This window comes from Alphaproteobacteria bacterium, from assembly GCA_040905865.1.
In the GTDB taxonomy this organism is placed as follows: Bacteria; Pseudomonadota; Alphaproteobacteria; order UBA8366.
Window position 1 is genome coordinate 17,684 of the sequence record JBBDQU010000038.1, and the last position, 15,314, is coordinate 32,997.

The following is a 15,314-nucleotide window of genomic DNA, read 5'->3' on the forward strand; positions in this document are numbered from 1 at the left end:
TGAAAAATTCGATGGTTCGCGGTGGGCGGCTGACGCGACGTACAGTCAGCCAACCCGTTTAACGGCCCCTTTATCCCGTCCGGTTCGCCAGAAAGCCGCCTGCCGGCATTGCGCCGACGCGCTCCCGACGGGTGCGGACTGGATCCCTGCCGGGTTGGACTTCGGCAGAGATTCCGTTGCCGGTCAGGGCTACCGCCAGAGCGGCTTGCCCAGATCGACATCTTTTTCATCTGTGGCGGCGCCGACACCGGCCCCGACGGCGGCGCCGACTGCCGCACCTGTTCCGGGAGAGCCGAGCAAGGCGCCGCCGACTGCACCGGCTGCCGCGCCAATACCCGCCCCGCTGAGCGCGCGGTCGCCGGTACTGCTGCCGCAGCCAGCCAGGCCGCCCGCGAAGACAAGCGCAGTCAGAAATATTATCAGATTCCGATTCATGATAGGACTTCCATCAACACGATCCTGCCTAAAACAGTGGTCCGCGAATACGGTATTGCTATGCAGGGTAGAGACAGAGAAAAAGTCTTGCTGCTGGTCTCTAACATACGCTTCAGAATGCTTGTTGAGCAGGGTCGGAAACTACTCAATTTCCCACGCCTTCTTTTCGGTTCCCCGAAAATAAATTTTAAAAAAACGGAAAAATATGGTTAACGGCAGTAACCCTTTTCCATATGATCCATTGCCCCGGAATGACTGGTTTCAGGCCGGTAACCATCGTAGAACCGCAATATCAACGCCGCGTCACCACTGGAAAACACGTTATTTAAAATGCTGGCCATGCTAGAGAAAGGCCCTGTAAATCCGGGGTTTATTTCGGGAAGGATAAGCAGGAAGTTCGCTGCTCACATGGTAACAAGAAGCCCGGATTCAAGGTTAAAGGCGACGCTGGTTCGCCATTTCGCCTTACGTCGTTGACATGAAAATTGTGCATAATGGTGAACAGTTCCGCGTTAGCGCCGCCGCATTTTTCCGGATTGCCGGCAAATGTTCACGGTACGCGCCGTGCGATCCGGGGCACTGACTCGGAAAATACCCAAGCGGTGAAACCGGCAACCGGGCAGGTTCGATGCGGGACACAGGAAGCGGCAGGTTTCTGACAGAAGCCCTGATGCGCGGCCTCTGGTTCATGTCGAAGTAATGTGCGCTTCTAGAATCCGGGTCAGATCCTCGATGGCGCCGGAAACTTCGGCAAACAGATTCGCGGTTTCGGGGTCGCCGAACTCGAGCGCATGACCGCTGGCGTGTCGCATCGATTGGCTGAATACAGCCAGGGCGCCGTATATCGCGAACGCAAAATACTGTGCATCGGAAATACCGCGCGGATGCAAATTCAGGAAATGTCGCCTTGTAACATCCGCGTCGCGTGGCGTATTGGCGATGCCAAAACCAATTGCATACTCTTCAATACGGTTTGCCAGGAATGCTATTTCAGCGGCGATCTTGCCGAACATTATGTTCAAAGGTTCACTGCCCAAATTTTTCACGTTCCAGTGCGCCTGTTTTACCTGTACGTGCAGATTGGACACCGAAACCAGATAAAGTTTCAGAAGACCGATGGAGTTCACCGTGGCCCCTGCCGTTAAACTGCTACGCATAGGTTGCATATTCGGTCTCCAGAAAATTGAGAATGCCAAGATTACCCAAAACAGGAGCTCAATGCAGGTTCGGAAACTACTCATTACTTCCGATCGTTCTGTCCTATTGTTTGCGACACAGTAAAGATAGATACTAAGTGGGCAATCGGACCAGAGATTCGCGTCCGGGACTGCTAAACCGAAGGATACCGAAAGATGCCCAAGAGGCAACCGCCGCCGAAACCCGAGAGCAGTCCGCCAGCGCCGGATTCGCCCGGCGGGCCGACGACTTTTTCCGTTGTCGGCATCGGCGCGTCGGCGGGCGGACTCGACGCCTGCAGGAAGTTGCTGGCTGCCCTGCCGTCGGGCGATGGCCTGGCGTTAATCCTGATCCAGCATCTCGATCCGACACATGAAAGCATGATGGTGGAACTGCTGTCCGGCTCGACCGCCATGACCGTGCAGCAGGCCGCCCAGGGCATGACGGTGGAGCGCAATCATGTTTATGTCATTCCACCCGGTTTCTACCTTTCCGTTGCGGATGACGTCTTGCATCTCTCGCGTCCCGAGGCGCGTCACGGCGCGCGGATGCCGTTCGATTTCCTGCTGCATTCCCTGGCCGAAGCCTATGGCGAGCGCGCCGTCTGCGTTGTGCTGTCAGGGACGGGCGCGGATGGCTCCATCGGCTTGAAGGCGGTCAGCGACAGAGGCGGCCTCGTCATTGCGCAGGACCCGGAAGAAGCCGCCTATGACGGTATGCCGCAAAGCGCGATCGTGACCGGTCTGGTCCGGTATGTCCTGCCGTTGGCGGATATTCCCGGAGCGCTTCTCAACCACGCCGCAGGTAAAGAAACCGCCACCGGCCAGGACATGCCGCCGTCCGGGTGTGGCAAAGAGATCGGTTTGTCGCAGGTTGGTTTGTCGCAGGTTATAGAGCTTCTCCATACAAGGAACGGCCACAATTTCAGCAAGTACAAGGCGGGCACGCTGGAGCGCCGGATCGGGCGGCGCATGGCGTCGCTCGGCCTGGAGGGCGATACGGACCGCTACATGGCGCTTCTGCGAAACGACCCTGTCGAAATCGATCTGCTTGCAAGGGACCTGCTGATTCACGTCACCAGTTTCTTTCGCGATCCGGAGGTTTTCGAATTTCTGTCCGAAACGGTTATCCCCGACCTTGTGAATAGTCTGGGCCCCGGCCAGCCGATCCGTATCTGGGTTGCCGGATGCAGCACGGGCGAAGAAACCTATTCGCTGGCGATGCTGTTTCGCGAAAAAATAGTTCAAATGAAGAGCAATGCCAGGCTGCAGATTTTCGCGTCGGATCTCGATGCGGAGGCAATTGCGCAAGCGCGTGAAGGCCTGTATCCCGCAACGATATCGAACGATATTTCACCGGATCGTCTCAAACGCTTTTTTTCGAAGGAAGAGCAGGGTTACCGTGTCCTGCCCGAACTGCGCGATCCGGTTCTGTTCACGGTACAGAACGTACTGGCGGACCCGCCTTTTTCGCGTCTGGACCTGGTTTCCTGCCGGAACCTGCTGATCTACCTTAAACCCGAGGCGCAGGCCCAGGTCATTTCGCAGTTCCATTTCGCCCTGCGCCAGGGCGGGATACTGCTGCTCGGCGGATCTGAAACGGTTGGCAACGACGACGAACGATTTGCCGTCGTCTCCAAGCCCCTGCGCGTCTATCGGCATATCGGCCGCCGTCGCCCCGGCGAATTCGGGGTGGCGCTGAGGTCAGGCGAGGGTGTTCGGCCGAATGCGCGGCCGGATTCGACGGCGGCGCCCTCGTATCAGGAGGTTCTCGCCGATCTTTGTCGGAATCTCGTGCTGGAGTCCTATGCGCCGGCGGCAATATTGATCAACCGGGATCACGAGTGCCTCTTTTTCCTGGGTCCGACGAACCGGTATCTGCAAGTTGCGACAGGATACCCGACACACGATCTGCTTGCCATGGTCGGCGGCGATCTGCGCACCAGGCTGCGCTCGGCCATTCAGCAGGCGACGCAAACAGGCAGCCGGGTCGACGTTTCAGGCTGCGAAAGCCGGCAGGGCCGCAAGCGGGAATATTTCGATATTGCCGTCGAGCCGGTAGAGCACGAGGGAAGGGAACTGCTGCTGATCTGCTTCTTCGACCAACCGGCCCGGAAGGCGCCGCGCCAGCGGCCGATACCGTCGGAAGAAATGTCGCGAGTGGCGGAGCTTGAACGGGAACTGCAAGCGACGCGGATGGAACTCGAGGGAGCCATCGTCAATCTGGAGAATTCGAGCCAGAAGCAGAAGGCCGTCAATCAGGAAGCGCTCTCCATCAACGAGGAATACCAGTCGACGAACGAGGAACTGGAAACCTCGAAGGAGGAATTGCAGTCGCTGAACGAGGAGCTTACCGCCCTCAATACCCAGTTGCACGAAACCCTCGAACAGCAGCGCACCACCGGCGACGACCTGCAGAACATCCTGTACAGCACGGATGTCGCGACGCTGTTCCTCGACCTGAACCTCAGGATCCGGTTCTTCACACCGGCATCCAGATCGATGTTCAACGTCATTCCCAGCGATATCGGGCGTCCGATTGCCGACCTCAGTTCACTCGCCAGTGACGGCCATCTGGAGACTGATTCCCTGGCCGTGATTGCGACGCATGAATTGCAGGAACGCGAAATCCAGTGTCCGGGAGACATCTGGTATATTCGTCGCATCCTGCCCTACCGCGCCCAGGGAAACAGTGTCGAAGGCGTGGTCATTACCTTCACGGACATTACCGAACAAAAAAAAATAGCCGAGGCGCTGAACGTGGCGGTGGCGATGGCGGATCAGGCCAATATGGCGAAAACGCGGTTTCTCGCCGCCGCCAGCCACGACTTGCGCCAGCCGCTGCAGACACTGGCATTGCTGCAGGGAATTCTGGCGAAGACGGTCCAGGACGAAGAGGCGCAGAAACTGATCGCACGGATCGACGAGACTTTGGGCGCCATGGCCCGCATGCTCAATGCATTGCTCGATATAAATGAAATCGAGGCGGGGACGCTCCTTGCCGAGAAGTCGGATTTCCCGATCGACGAACTGATCGACCGGCTGCGGGACGAATTCGGCTACTACGCCCAGGCAATGGGCTAGGAATTCCGTACTGTATCCTGCGGGCTGATCGTGCACAGCGATCCGCGGCTGCTGGAACAGATGATGCGAAATCTGCTTTCGAACGCGATGAAGTACACCAGGAACGGCAAGGTTCTTTTGGGATGCCGGCGACATTCGACGACGCTCAGCATCGAGGTTCTGGATACCGGCATCGGCATCGCCGAAAGCGACCTCAAGGCAATCTTCGAGGAATACCACCAGGTCGACAATGAAGCGCGAGAGCGCAGCCGCGGCCTCGGTCTCGGCCTTGCGATCGTGCAACGGCTCGGAAACCTGTTGGGCCACGAATTGCGGGTACGTTCGCTACCCGGCAAGGGATCGGTGTTTACCATCGATGTTGCAATGGCGACGGAAGGAACGGTATTGCCCCGGCGCGGCGAAGCGCCGGACGAGGCTGTGCCGGAAAAAATTGCGCGCACGGCCACGATCCTGGTTATCGAAGACGATCCGGATGTCCGCGAGTTACTGGAACTCCTACTGAAGAGCGAAGGGTATCGTGCGATCCTCGCCGAGGATGGCGCCGCCGCCCTGGCATTGCCGATGCATGCCGCGGACCGTCCCGACCTTATCCTGGCCGATTTCAACCTGCCGGGTGGTTTGAACGGAATCGAAGTTGCCACGGCCCTCAGGGAAAAGATCAACAAGAATATCCCGGCAATCGTGCTGACCGGCGACATTTCAATCGCGGCCCTGAAGGAGATTTCAAGGCATAACTGCCTGTATGCCAGCAAGCCGGTCAAGGCTCGCGAGTTGTCAAAGAGCGTCGCGGCGCTGCTGGCGGGCGATTCCGGGGCGGAGCAGTCTGAACCGGTTTCGACGCGACCGCCGGTCGCGTCGGATGCACCGATAGTCCCGGTTCCGGCGCGACCGCCAGTCGCGTCGGATGCACCGATAATCCACGTCGTGGACGATGACAGCGATGTCTGCGACGCCATTCGCAGCGTTCTTGAACTGGCGGGCCAGACGGTCGAGATCTATTCCAGTAGCGAAGACTTTCTCTCCGCCTATAAGCCCGGTGGCGACGCATGTCTGCTGATAGACATCCTGCTGCCCGGCATGCAGGGGATCGACCTGCTGCAAAAGCTGCGCACCGAAAGCAACAACGTTCCCGCCATCGTGATTACCGGTAACGGCGATGTCGCAACGGCGGTTCGGGCGATGAAGGCGGGAGCCCAGGACTTTATCGAAAAGCCGATAAGCGGCGAGGAATTACTGGCGAGCATCGAGCGCGCGCGCGGGATGCACCGTGGTACAGCCGCTGCGTCGGTCTGGCGGGAAAAAGCGGCGCGGAAGATTATCGGTCTTACGTCGCGGCAGCGCCAGATCATGGATCTCGTGCTTGCCGGGCACCCGAACAAGAACATCGCCGCGGATCTGGGCATCAGCCAGCGCACGGTGGAAAACCATCGCGCCGCCGTCATGAAAAGGACCGGCGCCAGGTCGCTGCCGGCACTGGCGCGAATGGCGGTCGCCGCTTCAGGCCATCCGGACGACGAATCGTCGTCCGGGGCGTAGCAGGGATACGGCTGCCCAATAGGTATTATCCGAACCTGCCGCGATAGCGGCTAAGCCTGTTATGCTGCCTTTCAGACATTGGTTCAGAGCCGCTACCGAGCGATGCAGACGCAAGTGTCAGAAACCGACCCCTGCAAATCGGGAGGAACGTAGCGAACGGGATCACGTGCTGTCATCGGCGATCAGCCGGCATTGTAACGGGGGACAACGCCGTGGAGTGGAGTCCGGCTGAAAACAGGTATTACAGGACGGTGTCTCGCTACGGTGCGGGAAGCGGGAACAGGCCCAACCGGGTGGTGTTCCACGTGAACGCCGGGAAAGGACCGAACCGAAAATGCGGGATCGCTGGTCTGTACGATTGGCCTGGACGGTCTGGATTGTCGCTTCCCTTGCGATCTGGGGTGCGATCTTCGCTGTTCTCGCGTTCCTTGCCTGTCACGATGAAAATATTGCCGTGGGCGCCATCCCGCCCGCAATCGTCAATCCCAGCCTCGAGCCGAACGGAGGCGGTTCATATGTCAATCGCATCAACGGGTGGACGGAAACAGCGACCTTTCGAGGCCACGCCGACCGCTGCCACCTTCTTACAGCAGAGAGCCCATGTCATGTCACAGGTTAAATCGGTTTCAGGACCTCAAGTTAAAGTTTCACGGAGTGGCCAGATCCTTGCGGCTTTGTGTCTGGCTTTCTTCCTTCCGTTGCTGTTGCTGATCGCAATTCTGATCAAATGCGGATCCCCGGGGCCGGCGTTGCTGAAGCGCGACAGGGCTGACCGGGATGGCGATTCGGTTATGTATTGGGAGTTTCGCATGGTCGCCATCAACGCGCGAAACGGCGACAATACAATACGCTCCTGTCCGCCGTATACGGCGTTGGGCGCTTTTCTGGGCCGGACCCGGCTGGGGCAGATACCCGCACTTCTGAATGTATTGCGCGGTGAGGCGTCATGGGATGCATTGCTCGATTGAATCCGATCAATATCGATCTTCGTTAAACAGTAGCAAGTATTATTCCGCCCCGCTACGGTACTTCCTGCGGCTTCGCATCGAAGAGGAACTGGCGCATGACGGACGACCCCATTGACCTGGATACGCGCCGCGGCAGGAACGCCCAGAAAGCAACCGAAGACCGTCGCCAGCATCTGCGAAGGTTCAAGGACGACCAGATTGCCCTGCGACGTCAACAGGAAGAACTCGAACAGCTTCTTCTGGCCGCGCCGGCCGAATCGTGGGCGGAAGCCGCAGCCAAGGCGCAGTATCTCATTCAGCTTTACGCCGCCACAACAGAGGCACAGGAACCGCGCCGGAAACAATTGATCGCCCTGGCTCTTGCGGACCTTGACCGCTTATGCGACCTCGCCAGGGAAGATACATGATCGGCATCAATGCGCCCATCGGGATTCTCCCGCCGCGAAACCGCCGCTGGTTTCACTGACAATCCGTCACGGGACGCCTGACGATACCGGCCGCAGGCATGCCCGGGGCCGCATCGGCCATGCCGGTTCCGTTTCAATCTGGGTAGTTTCCGAGCCTGATGCCGTGGTTGGAATAATTCTAGTCTTCACCAATTCCGATGCAATTGGAAACCCTGACCGAACACGCATTGCCCAATAATCATTCCAGACTGCGGGAATTCCAGTCGGGATATGGCGATGCAAGAAAGTTCTGGAAACAGGCCATGAAATGCAGAATTGGGGCAAGCAATGAACGAAGTCGTACAGCATATCGAAAATCACATTCCCGCTCTACGACGATATGCGCTGGTCCTGTCGCGCGATGCGACAGACGCGGATGACCTGGTTCAGAATTGCCTCCTGCGTGCATTGAGCAAGGCGCATCTCTACAAGTGCGGCACCAACCTTCGCGCCTGGCTTCTTACAATCCTGCACAATCTTTATATGAGCGAGGTTCGTCGCAACGCGAAATGGAAACGGCCTGCAAACCCCGAGGGCGCGCTGGAAAAGTTGTCCGTACCGGCTTCCCAGCCGTCAGCAGTCATGTTACGCGCCGTCGCTCGGGCCATGATGGCATTGCCCGATCAACAGCGGAAGATCCTGTACCGCATCGGCGTGGACGGAGAATCCTACAAGGAAGTGGCCAAACAGTTCGATCTTCCGGTAGGCACCGTCAAATCCGGTTGTTACCGGGCACGAACGACGCTGCTGTTTATCCTGAGCAAAGGCGAGGACAGCCACACAGCGTCTGACTGTTGGCGCGACAATACACAATGAATGGCGCATGACGGTACAATGCGCCGCTGGAAGGTTCCGCCAGGATCCTTGCTTGAGCTTGGAGAACATCTCCTCGATGGGGGTCAGGTCGGGTGAGTAGGGCGGCAGGAAGAACAGCCTGACCCGCCGCCTTGAGGCGTTCGCGCACTTGGCTTCCCCTTGTGGCTGCCGAGATTGACGACGACGATGGCGCCCGGCTCCAGCTCGGGGATCAGGCACTGCTTGACCCACGCGGTGAAGCTGTCGCCGTTGATCGGCCCGTCGAGCACGCAAGGCGCGACGATGCCGTCGTGCCACAGGCCGGCGATGAAGGTCACCGTTTTCCAGTAGCCGTGCGGTATCTTGTCGATCAACGGCTGGCCCCTGGTGTTCCAGCCATGCGTGCGCGTCATTTTGGTCTTGGCCCGGAGCCTGCCCTCGGGCTCGACCCGAGGGTCTCGTCAATGAAGACCATGCGCCTCGGGTCTATCCGCCGCTGGCGCCAAAACCAGCGGGATCGCCTGCGCGCGAACTTCCGCCGGATATCGTGTCGATTGTGTTCCCATGATAGCTCCTTCTTCTCACAAGTCGGAACCTCCGGGAAACCCGGGGCGGTTCAGTGGCCACCGGCCCGGAAGCACCCGCATCATCTTTCTCCAATGATGTGGTCCTGGAAACATGCAAGGGTATCGGTGAGCCATGCCTGCGGGTCGACACCGTTGACCTTGGCGGTTTCGATCAGGGAATAGGCGATGGAGGCTGATTTGCCGAAGGGCATCCGGATGCGCAGCAGCAAGACGATACATGTGATCTCCGCGCATGCGGAAGGCGAAGTGGGCGATGTGATCGTGGGCGGGGTCGCGCCACCCCCGGGGAATACGGTGTGGGCGCAAAGCCGGTGGATCGCCCGCGATGGGCGGTTGCGGAACTTCATGCTCAACGAACCCCGCGGCGGCGTCTTTCGCCATGTCAATCTGCTGGTGCCGCCGAAAGACCCCGCCGCCGATGCCGCCTTCATCATCATGGAGCCCGAGGACACGCCGCCGATGTCGGGCTCCAACGCGATCTGCGTTGCGACCGTGCTGCTCGATTCCGGGATCCTGCCTATGCAGGAGCCGGTGACCGAACTGACGCTCGAGGCGCCGGGCGGCCTGGTGAAGGTACGCGCCGAATGCGCGAACGGCAAGGCGGAGCGGATATTCGTGCAGAACCTGCCGAGCTTCGCTGCGCGGCTGGATGCGCCGCTTGAGGTCGCGGGCCTCAAGACGCTGACCGTCGATACGGCGTTTGGCGGTGACAGTTTCGTCATCGTCGATGCCGCGGCATTCGGCCTGTCGCTCACCGCCGACGAGGCACATGACATTGCGACGCTCGGCGTGCGTATAACAAAAGCGGCCAGCGGATTGCTGGGTTTTCATCACCCGGAATATCCGGACTGGCGACATATCTCGTTCTGTCTTTTTGCGGGTCCGGTCGACAAGGTGCCGGACGGATTGCGCGCGCGCGCCGCGGTTGCGATCCGCCCCGGCAAGGTAGACCGCTCGCCGACCGGCACCGCACTTTCGGCGCGCATGGCCGTACTTCATGCGCGCGGGCAGATGAAAGCCGGTGACCGGCTGACGGCCGTATCGCTGATCGATTCCACGTTCGACGGGCGGATACTTGGTGACGCATCAATTGGCGGCAGACCGGCGATATTTCCGGAAATTTCAGGCCGCGGCTGGATTACCGGCGTGCATCAGCACATGCTCGATCCCGCCGATCCCTGGCCGGAGGGCTATAGGCTGGCCGATACCTGGGGCGCCAGATAGCCGCCCGCGGGCTGCGCATAAACAGGCATCCGCGAATACATGGCCGCCTGTTTCATAATAATTCGTACTCTCAGCGCAACGCACGGCCTGCGCTGCGCGGGCCCGCAACCAGCCAGATGAGAAGTCCGACAACAGGCAGAACGATAATCAGGACAATCCACAAAACCTTGCCGCCGGTTGACGCACCGCTCTGGACAACGTGTACGATCGCAAAAATATCAGCAATCAGGATAATAAGTCCCAATAATCCGCCAACTTCTATACCCATATTTGCGCTCCTGAAGTGAAAAACGCCACGCGTCATCGGAGACCAATGCTGCCGTCCGGCACGTCTGCTTCAATAACGCGCGCGGTGGCGACTGGTTCCCTGCGCGAGGCGGAGTCGGGATTCGGTATCGTCGATGTCGACGTGAACGGCATCGCGTCGTCAGTCGATGAGTTCCAGTTCCACGAGTATCGGAAAGTGGTCCGAGCCGATCGCCTGCAGGCGCTCAATGTGGACCAGCGCGAAATGTTCGCTGTGGAAGACATGGTCGAGCGGCCAGCGCATGAACGGTATGCGGGCGTGAAAGCTGTTGTACAGGCCGCGGCCGCGTCGCGGATCCAGCAGCTCGCTCGACTTGCGAAAGGCGCGCGTCGTTCGTGACCAGGCGACATCATTAAGGTCCCCGATAACGATAATCGGCGCATTGATCTCCGCACAGGCTTTCGCAACGATGGACAATTCCTGGTCCCGTTCCGTCGACTCTTCATTTTCCGTTGGGCTGGGCGGTGCGGGGTGAAGACAGAACAGATGAACCCGGTGTCCCGATTGCAAAACGACCAGCGCCTGTATCGAAGGCACATCGGGTTCGACCAGAAAGCGGATTTGCGATTGTTCGATGGGGAGCCGTGAAAACAGGTGCATCCCGTATGTGTTTTCTTGCGCGTAGCGAAACCCGTGCGGTCTAACCTTCGATATCGGCGCCAGCTGTTCTTCCCACCAGCGGTTGGATTCCAGCGTGAGTACGATATCGGGATTCTGACGGCAAATAATGGCGAGCAGAGCCGGCGAATTGCGGTTCGTCATTTCGACATTTGAAATCAGCATACGCAGACGCCGGGCCGGACAGTTACCGGTAATTCTGGGCACCTCGGTGCGCCAGAGCGGCGTATAAGGCACGATTCGGACTCCATGCCACACGAGACAGATTGCTGAAATGGCGACCAGCGCCATTGCTGGCGGCTGCGACAGGTCGAGCCAGACAAATTCGAGGCAAATCAGGAACAGCGCTGCCGTTGCCAATTGCAGCCTGGGAAAGTCCCAAATTCGAACCCACCACTTCCGGTTCCGCGAGAACGGCGCCAGTGTCAGCAGGACAAGCGGGGCAGTTACGGCAGCGAACGCCCATTGATAAAATGACATTGGTATCTTTTCTGACCTTCTTGTGATCCCGTCGACCCTGTGATGCCGTAGCCCACTCCACCGCGACACTTCTGCTAGCGGCGTCAAGTCGGCCGGGCAAGGGGGGCCCTTTCTTCATATTCCGGCTCCGGTCTGTCTTTCTTGCGATCGCGCATGATCACTATGAGATGCCGGGCAACTGTCGTCAGGACAACCAGGATGGGCACGGCAAGCAGCGCGCCCGCCATCCCCCAGACCCAGGTCCAAAGCAGCATCGAAAGAAAAATGGCTATCGGGCTGACGGTGAGGTGGCGCCCCACCACCGCGGGCGTAATGAAATAGCCTTCGACGATAGTCAACCCGCCATATAGCGCCGGCGGCGCCACGAAGTGCCACCAGTGATCGAAGGTCAGGAGGGAAACCATTGCGATGCATCCAAAGACAATCAGCGGGCCGACAAACGGCATGAAGCCAAATACCGTTGCCATGCATCCCCACAGGATCGGGTTCGGCATGTTGAGGAAATACATTCCCAGCGTCGTCACGACGCCCAGGGAAACATAAATGGCGGCGCTGATCTGCAGGAACCGGGTTATCGTTCGCTGAACGGATTCGAATATTTCCTCGACAGATTCGCGGTGTTTGCGCAGGGGCAGATTTCGAATGACGTTTCTGGTTTTTTCGTTGTCCTGGGCCAGGAAAAAAAATGTCAGGGCGAATACGATGAGGACCTGAACAACGGTAAGCCATGTCGTCTCGAATATCCGGCTGAGCAGCGACCGCTCCTTGACCGTGACTTCTGGTTTTTCGGTGGAGGCCGTGTCTCCGTCTGCCAGATCCTGAATCTTTTCCGTGGCGACCTTGGCCTGCTCAATCGAGCGCGTGACCGGCCAGAGCTTGGCTTCAAGTTCGCGCTGTATGCTTGGAAGCCGTTGCAGCCATTGCTCGGCCGGCGTCGACAGTTGCGCCATTGCCCCGGTAAGAAGCGAGAACAGCCCGATCACGACGACCAGCGCGGCGATCGCCCGGGGAATGCCGAGGCGTTTCATGGCTTGCACCAGAGGGTGCATCATAATACTCAGAAAAATGGCGAAAAGAATTGGCAGAAACAGGCCGGCGGCGAAATAGGCTGTATACAGGAATGCAAGGAGCGCCATGCCGGTTATGGAAACAGGCGTTGTACCGCGCAACACATCCATAACTTCCGCGACGGAAAGACCATCCGGCACAGGATCTTTCCGTGCGGTGTCCGCATCGCTGGCGTCATCGTCGTGCATGCTGGCCCCATGAAAGCAGCGTAGTAACGCTACCGGAGAGATTGGGTTCCCGGATTTCGATGCGGCGGCCTATTCCCGCGGCGCGTCCGGGGTGAGCAGATCGCCTTCCGGCATTTCGGCGCGCTCCTGAGCCACCTCGCGTTCGACATGGGTATTGCGGGAAAGGTCGACTTCGCTGTCGTCTGCGGCGGATAGCGGCTGAGCTTTCGCTGCCGCGGCGCGCCCGGCCGGAATTTCGCCGGTTTCCATGATCTTCAAACGGTAGATCGGTTCGGGCAAATCGAAATCCGCGGCTTCAAAGGCGCCCTTGACCCGCCGGATGGCTTCGCCGCGAACTTTCGGCAGGGAGAATTCCCGTTGGTCGATCCAGCCGACCACTTTCAGAACGACGTTGGAATCGCCCAGTGCGTCGACCCAGGTATCGGGTTCCGGGTCGCGCAGCACGCTGGCCATCGAACGCAGTGTGTCCTGGGCAAGCCTGCGCGCCGCGACGATGTCCACATCGACGCCGATACCGATATCGAATTCGAAGCGCCGCTCCGGATTCCGGGAAAAGTTCACGACGGCGCTTTTGAAGACCTCGGCATTGGGGACCCGCACATGGTTACCATCCAGGGTCATCAGGATCGTGGCCCGGGACGTCAGACGGATCACATGGCCTTCATACGCCAGAACCCGGATGTGATCGAATGGCGAAAAGGGTTGCCGCAGGCTGAGCAGCAGGCCGGCGACATAATTCTCGATCGTCTCCTTGAGGGCAAAGCCCAGAACGATTCCGGTAATGCCGGCCGCGCCAAGAACGGCGCCGATCAGCGACGTGGCGTCCAGAACTTCCAGAGCAAGTATCAGTCCGACGATCACGATGACCCCGCGGATGGACTGGGCCAGCAACTGTCTCTGAAACGGGTTCGTCGTCAGACGATTGAGGGCCTGGATCCGTCGGTACGCGAATTTTGACAGCGCCAGAAAGATGAAAAATATTGCTGCCGCAATGATGAACAGCGGTATCGATACCAGCAGGCCATTCAGACGTTGCTGAAGGCGATCGTATATGGCCGTACCGCGATCCCGGAGTTCGCGGGAGAGGGCAATATCGTTTCTGATGCCGTTGATGTTGCCGAATTGTGAGGCGACGGCTTCAGCTTCCCGTCTGTCGACCGCCGACGCGACTTCCCCGCCAAGGGTAACAACTCCGGATTGAACGTCGACGGTTACATGCTCGAACTTCCGGAAGGTTTGCAGGATGCCGGCGATTGTCTTTTGTGTTGCGGAATCGGACTCAACGGCGTGCTGACCTATCGCCGGCGCCCCCGTTCCCGCGGCATCGTTTGCGGCTGGTTGAGCCAGTGAAGCGAACGTACCGGTAAAAATCAGAAATGCGCCCACGAGGACTGAAAACAGCGTGCCTGAACAGCGCGTGACGGTCCGCGACAGAGCCGACATCCTATCCGGTTCCGGGCGGGGTCACGGGTCGTCGTTCGGACGCAACAGGCCGACGATTGCCCCTATGGCGACGGCGGTGAGGATGGCGGTAAGCGGGCTGTCCCGCACTTGTACCCGGGCCTCGTGTGTTGCAAGGCTGGTTGCGTCCTCCGCCTGCCGCGCAAGATCCGGCGGCGTCTCAAGTGTCGGGTTCGCACTCTGGCGATTCCCCGACCGGGCGGCGGCGATAACGATGCCGCCGACAAGCAGGAGTATGGCCGCCATGATCAGGGCCGCCTGATAATCGGGCATTTCGATCGACAGTCGCAGGTAGCCCGCCGCGACCAGGAAACCGGCGCCTCCCAATATGACAAGCCCGCCGCAAAGCCCCATCACCGCCGCCCGGATCCGGCGGCGAACGGCGCTTCGGACACGATCCTGCATCCCGCCGAGCGAGCCGATCATTCCTGTAAGGTTCATGCAACCTCCCCGTCCGGCCGTATTATCGCTTGCGCAGCAATTGTGCGAGCAACAGGCCGGCGCCGAACGCGACGACCAGGCTTTGCAGCGGCTTGTCCCGCACCGTGTTTTCAACCGCTTCGGCGGACTGCCTGCCCTTGACGCCGATTTCGTTGGCGGCGTTACGCGCACCATTGCGCACGCTATCGGCGGTCCTGCTCGCCCTTTCCTTCAGACCGTCGGACATGGATTGGCTCATGGACGTCACGTCCCTGGTTAGCGTTTCAATAGATGCGCGGAGTTCCGCGATATCTTTCTTCAGGGTTTCGCTGTCGCTCGCCATTGTTGAACTCCTTTTCAAACTGGATTCACGCCAAAATTTTGCCGGGAAGTGCTTCTCGAATGTCCATTGACCTTCCGGCACCAGCAGTATTAACGCACAAAACCGCGTCGGGTTCCACCCGACGTCAGACCGCTGACAAACCCCGTCGGATTTCCGGCGGGGTTTTCCTTTTGAGTACT

At 59.2% G+C, this 15,314-nt stretch carries 14 protein-coding genes and 2 pseudogenes; 6 read left to right on the top strand and 10 right to left on the bottom strand.

The features are described from left to right. Window positions 1–189 precede the first annotated feature (189 nt). Both WD767_07665 and WD767_07670 read right to left on the bottom strand, forming a co-directional pair. A complete protein-coding gene (locus WD767_07665) occupies window positions 190–435 on the bottom strand; it encodes a glycine zipper family protein (protein MEX2615957.1) in 246 nt (81 codons plus the stop codon). Window positions 436–1,121: 686 nt separating this feature from the next. Further along, the gene (locus WD767_07670; GenBank protein MEX2615958.1) at window positions 1,122–1,601 is read right to left on the bottom strand and encodes a ferritin-like domain-containing protein; all 480 of its coding nucleotides are present in this window, start codon (window positions 1,599–1,601) and stop codon (window positions 1,122–1,124) included. Window positions 1,602–1,787: 186 nt separating this feature from the next. Between WD767_07670 and WD767_07675 the strand changes: the two genes are divergently transcribed. The 5 genes from WD767_07675 (at window position 1,788) to WD767_07695 (ending at window position 8,460) form a co-directional block, all read left to right on the top strand. Beyond that, on the top strand, window positions 1,788–4,694 hold the full coding sequence (locus WD767_07675; protein ID MEX2615959.1) for a chemotaxis protein CheB: 2,907 nt from the start codon (window positions 1,788–1,790) through the stop codon (window positions 4,692–4,694). A 30-nt stretch (window positions 4,695–4,724) separates the two neighbouring features. Further along, a complete protein-coding gene (locus WD767_07680) occupies window positions 4,725–6,230 on the top strand; it encodes a response regulator (protein ID MEX2615960.1) in 1,506 nt (501 codons plus the stop codon). Window positions 6,231–6,745: 515 nt separating this feature from the next. Then, window positions 6,746–7,198, top strand: a complete 453-nt coding sequence (locus WD767_07685) for a sugar transferase (protein MEX2615961.1) — start codon at window positions 6,746–6,748, stop codon at window positions 7,196–7,198. A 95-nt stretch (window positions 7,199–7,293) separates the two neighbouring features. Then, window positions 7,294–7,605, top strand: a complete 312-nt coding sequence (locus tag WD767_07690) for a hypothetical protein (protein ID MEX2615962.1) — start codon at window positions 7,294–7,296, stop codon at window positions 7,603–7,605. A 327-nt stretch (window positions 7,606–7,932) separates the two neighbouring features. Next, complete coding sequence (locus WD767_07695) at window positions 7,933–8,460, top strand: sigma-70 family RNA polymerase sigma factor (GenBank protein MEX2615963.1); 528 nt, start codon at window positions 7,933–7,935, stop codon at window positions 8,458–8,460. A gap of 51 nt (window positions 8,461–8,511) precedes the next feature. Here the strand turns inward: WD767_07695 and WD767_07700 are convergent. Next, a pseudogene (locus WD767_07700) lies at window positions 8,512–8,858 on the bottom strand (transposase). A gap of 260 nt (window positions 8,859–9,118) precedes the next feature. Continuing rightward, a pseudogene (locus tag WD767_07705) lies at window positions 9,119–9,208 on the bottom strand (transposase domain-containing protein). 13 nt (window positions 9,209–9,221) lie between these two features. On the opposite strand from WD767_07705, the gene WD767_07710 reads away from it, so the two are divergent. Next, window positions 9,222–10,250 carry a proline racemase family protein gene (locus WD767_07710; protein MEX2615964.1) on the top strand — a complete coding sequence of 343 codons (1,029 nt, stop codon included), beginning with the start codon at window positions 9,222–9,224 and terminating at the stop codon, window positions 10,248–10,250. A 70-nt stretch (window positions 10,251–10,320) separates the two neighbouring features. Here the strand turns inward: WD767_07710 and WD767_07715 are convergent, their stop codons facing one another. The 6 genes from WD767_07715 to WD767_07740 all read right to left on the bottom strand — a co-directional run. Next, window positions 10,321–10,518, bottom strand: a complete 198-nt coding sequence (locus tag WD767_07715) for a PLD nuclease N-terminal domain-containing protein (protein MEX2615965.1) — start codon at window positions 10,516–10,518, stop codon at window positions 10,321–10,323. Window positions 10,519–10,677: 159 nt separating this feature from the next. Further along, the gene (locus WD767_07720) at window positions 10,678–11,655 is read right to left on the bottom strand and encodes an endonuclease/exonuclease/phosphatase family protein (GenBank protein ID MEX2615966.1); all 978 of its coding nucleotides are present in this window, start codon (window positions 11,653–11,655) and stop codon (window positions 10,678–10,680) included. Between the two features lie 83 nt (window positions 11,656–11,738). Then, the gene (locus tag WD767_07725) at window positions 11,739–12,911 is read right to left on the bottom strand and encodes an AI-2E family transporter (GenBank protein MEX2615967.1); all 1,173 of its coding nucleotides are present in this window, start codon (window positions 12,909–12,911) and stop codon (window positions 11,739–11,741) included. A gap of 69 nt (window positions 12,912–12,980) precedes the next feature. Beyond that, complete coding sequence (locus WD767_07730) at window positions 12,981–14,354, bottom strand: mechanosensitive ion channel family protein (GenBank protein ID MEX2615968.1); 1,374 nt, start codon at window positions 14,352–14,354, stop codon at window positions 12,981–12,983. A 21-nt stretch (window positions 14,355–14,375) separates the two neighbouring features. Continuing rightward, the gene (locus WD767_07735; protein MEX2615969.1) at window positions 14,376–14,813 is read right to left on the bottom strand and encodes a phage holin family protein; all 438 of its coding nucleotides are present in this window, start codon (window positions 14,811–14,813) and stop codon (window positions 14,376–14,378) included. 22 nt (window positions 14,814–14,835) lie between these two features. Next, on the bottom strand, window positions 14,836–15,314 hold a 479-nt coding region (locus tag WD767_07740; GenBank protein MEX2615970.1), incomplete at its 5' end, for a hypothetical protein.

What these genes read in the sequence shown, in the direction of transcription:
- WD767_07675 (MEX2615959.1), top strand. Translation starts at nt 1,788, where the DNA reads ATGCCCAAGAGGCAACCGCCGCCGAAACCCGAGAGCAGTCCGCCAGCG.
- WD767_07735 (MEX2615969.1), bottom strand. Translation starts at nt 14,813, where the DNA reads ATGAACCTTACAGGAATGATCGGCTCGCTCGGCGGGATGCAGGATCGT.
- WD767_07730 (MEX2615968.1), bottom strand. Translation starts at nt 14,354, where the DNA reads ATGTCGGCTCTGTCGCGGACCGTCACGCGCTGTTCAGGCACGCTGTTT.
- WD767_07670 (MEX2615958.1), bottom strand. Translation starts at nt 1,601, where the DNA reads ATGCAACCTATGCGTAGCAGTTTAACGGCAGGGGCCACGGTGAACTCC.
- WD767_07665 (MEX2615957.1), bottom strand. Translation starts at nt 435, where the DNA reads ATGAATCGGAATCTGATAATATTTCTGACTGCGCTTGTCTTCGCGGGC.
- WD767_07715 (MEX2615965.1), bottom strand. Translation starts at nt 10,518, where the DNA reads ATGGGTATAGAAGTTGGCGGATTATTGGGACTTATTATCCTGATTGCT.
- WD767_07725 (MEX2615967.1), bottom strand. Translation starts at nt 12,911, where the DNA reads ATGCACGACGATGACGCCAGCGATGCGGACACCGCACGGAAAGATCCT.
- WD767_07685 (MEX2615961.1), top strand. Translation starts at nt 6,746, where the DNA reads ATGTCAATCGCATCAACGGGTGGACGGAAACAGCGACCTTTCGAGGCC.
- WD767_07695 (MEX2615963.1), top strand. Translation starts at nt 7,933, where the DNA reads ATGAACGAAGTCGTACAGCATATCGAAAATCACATTCCCGCTCTACGA.
- WD767_07690 (MEX2615962.1), top strand. Translation starts at nt 7,294, where the DNA reads ATGACGGACGACCCCATTGACCTGGATACGCGCCGCGGCAGGAACGCC.
- WD767_07710 (MEX2615964.1), top strand. Translation starts at nt 9,222, where the DNA reads ATGCGCAGCAGCAAGACGATACATGTGATCTCCGCGCATGCGGAAGGC.
- WD767_07720 (MEX2615966.1), bottom strand. Translation starts at nt 11,655, where the DNA reads ATGTCATTTTATCAATGGGCGTTCGCTGCCGTAACTGCCCCGCTTGTC.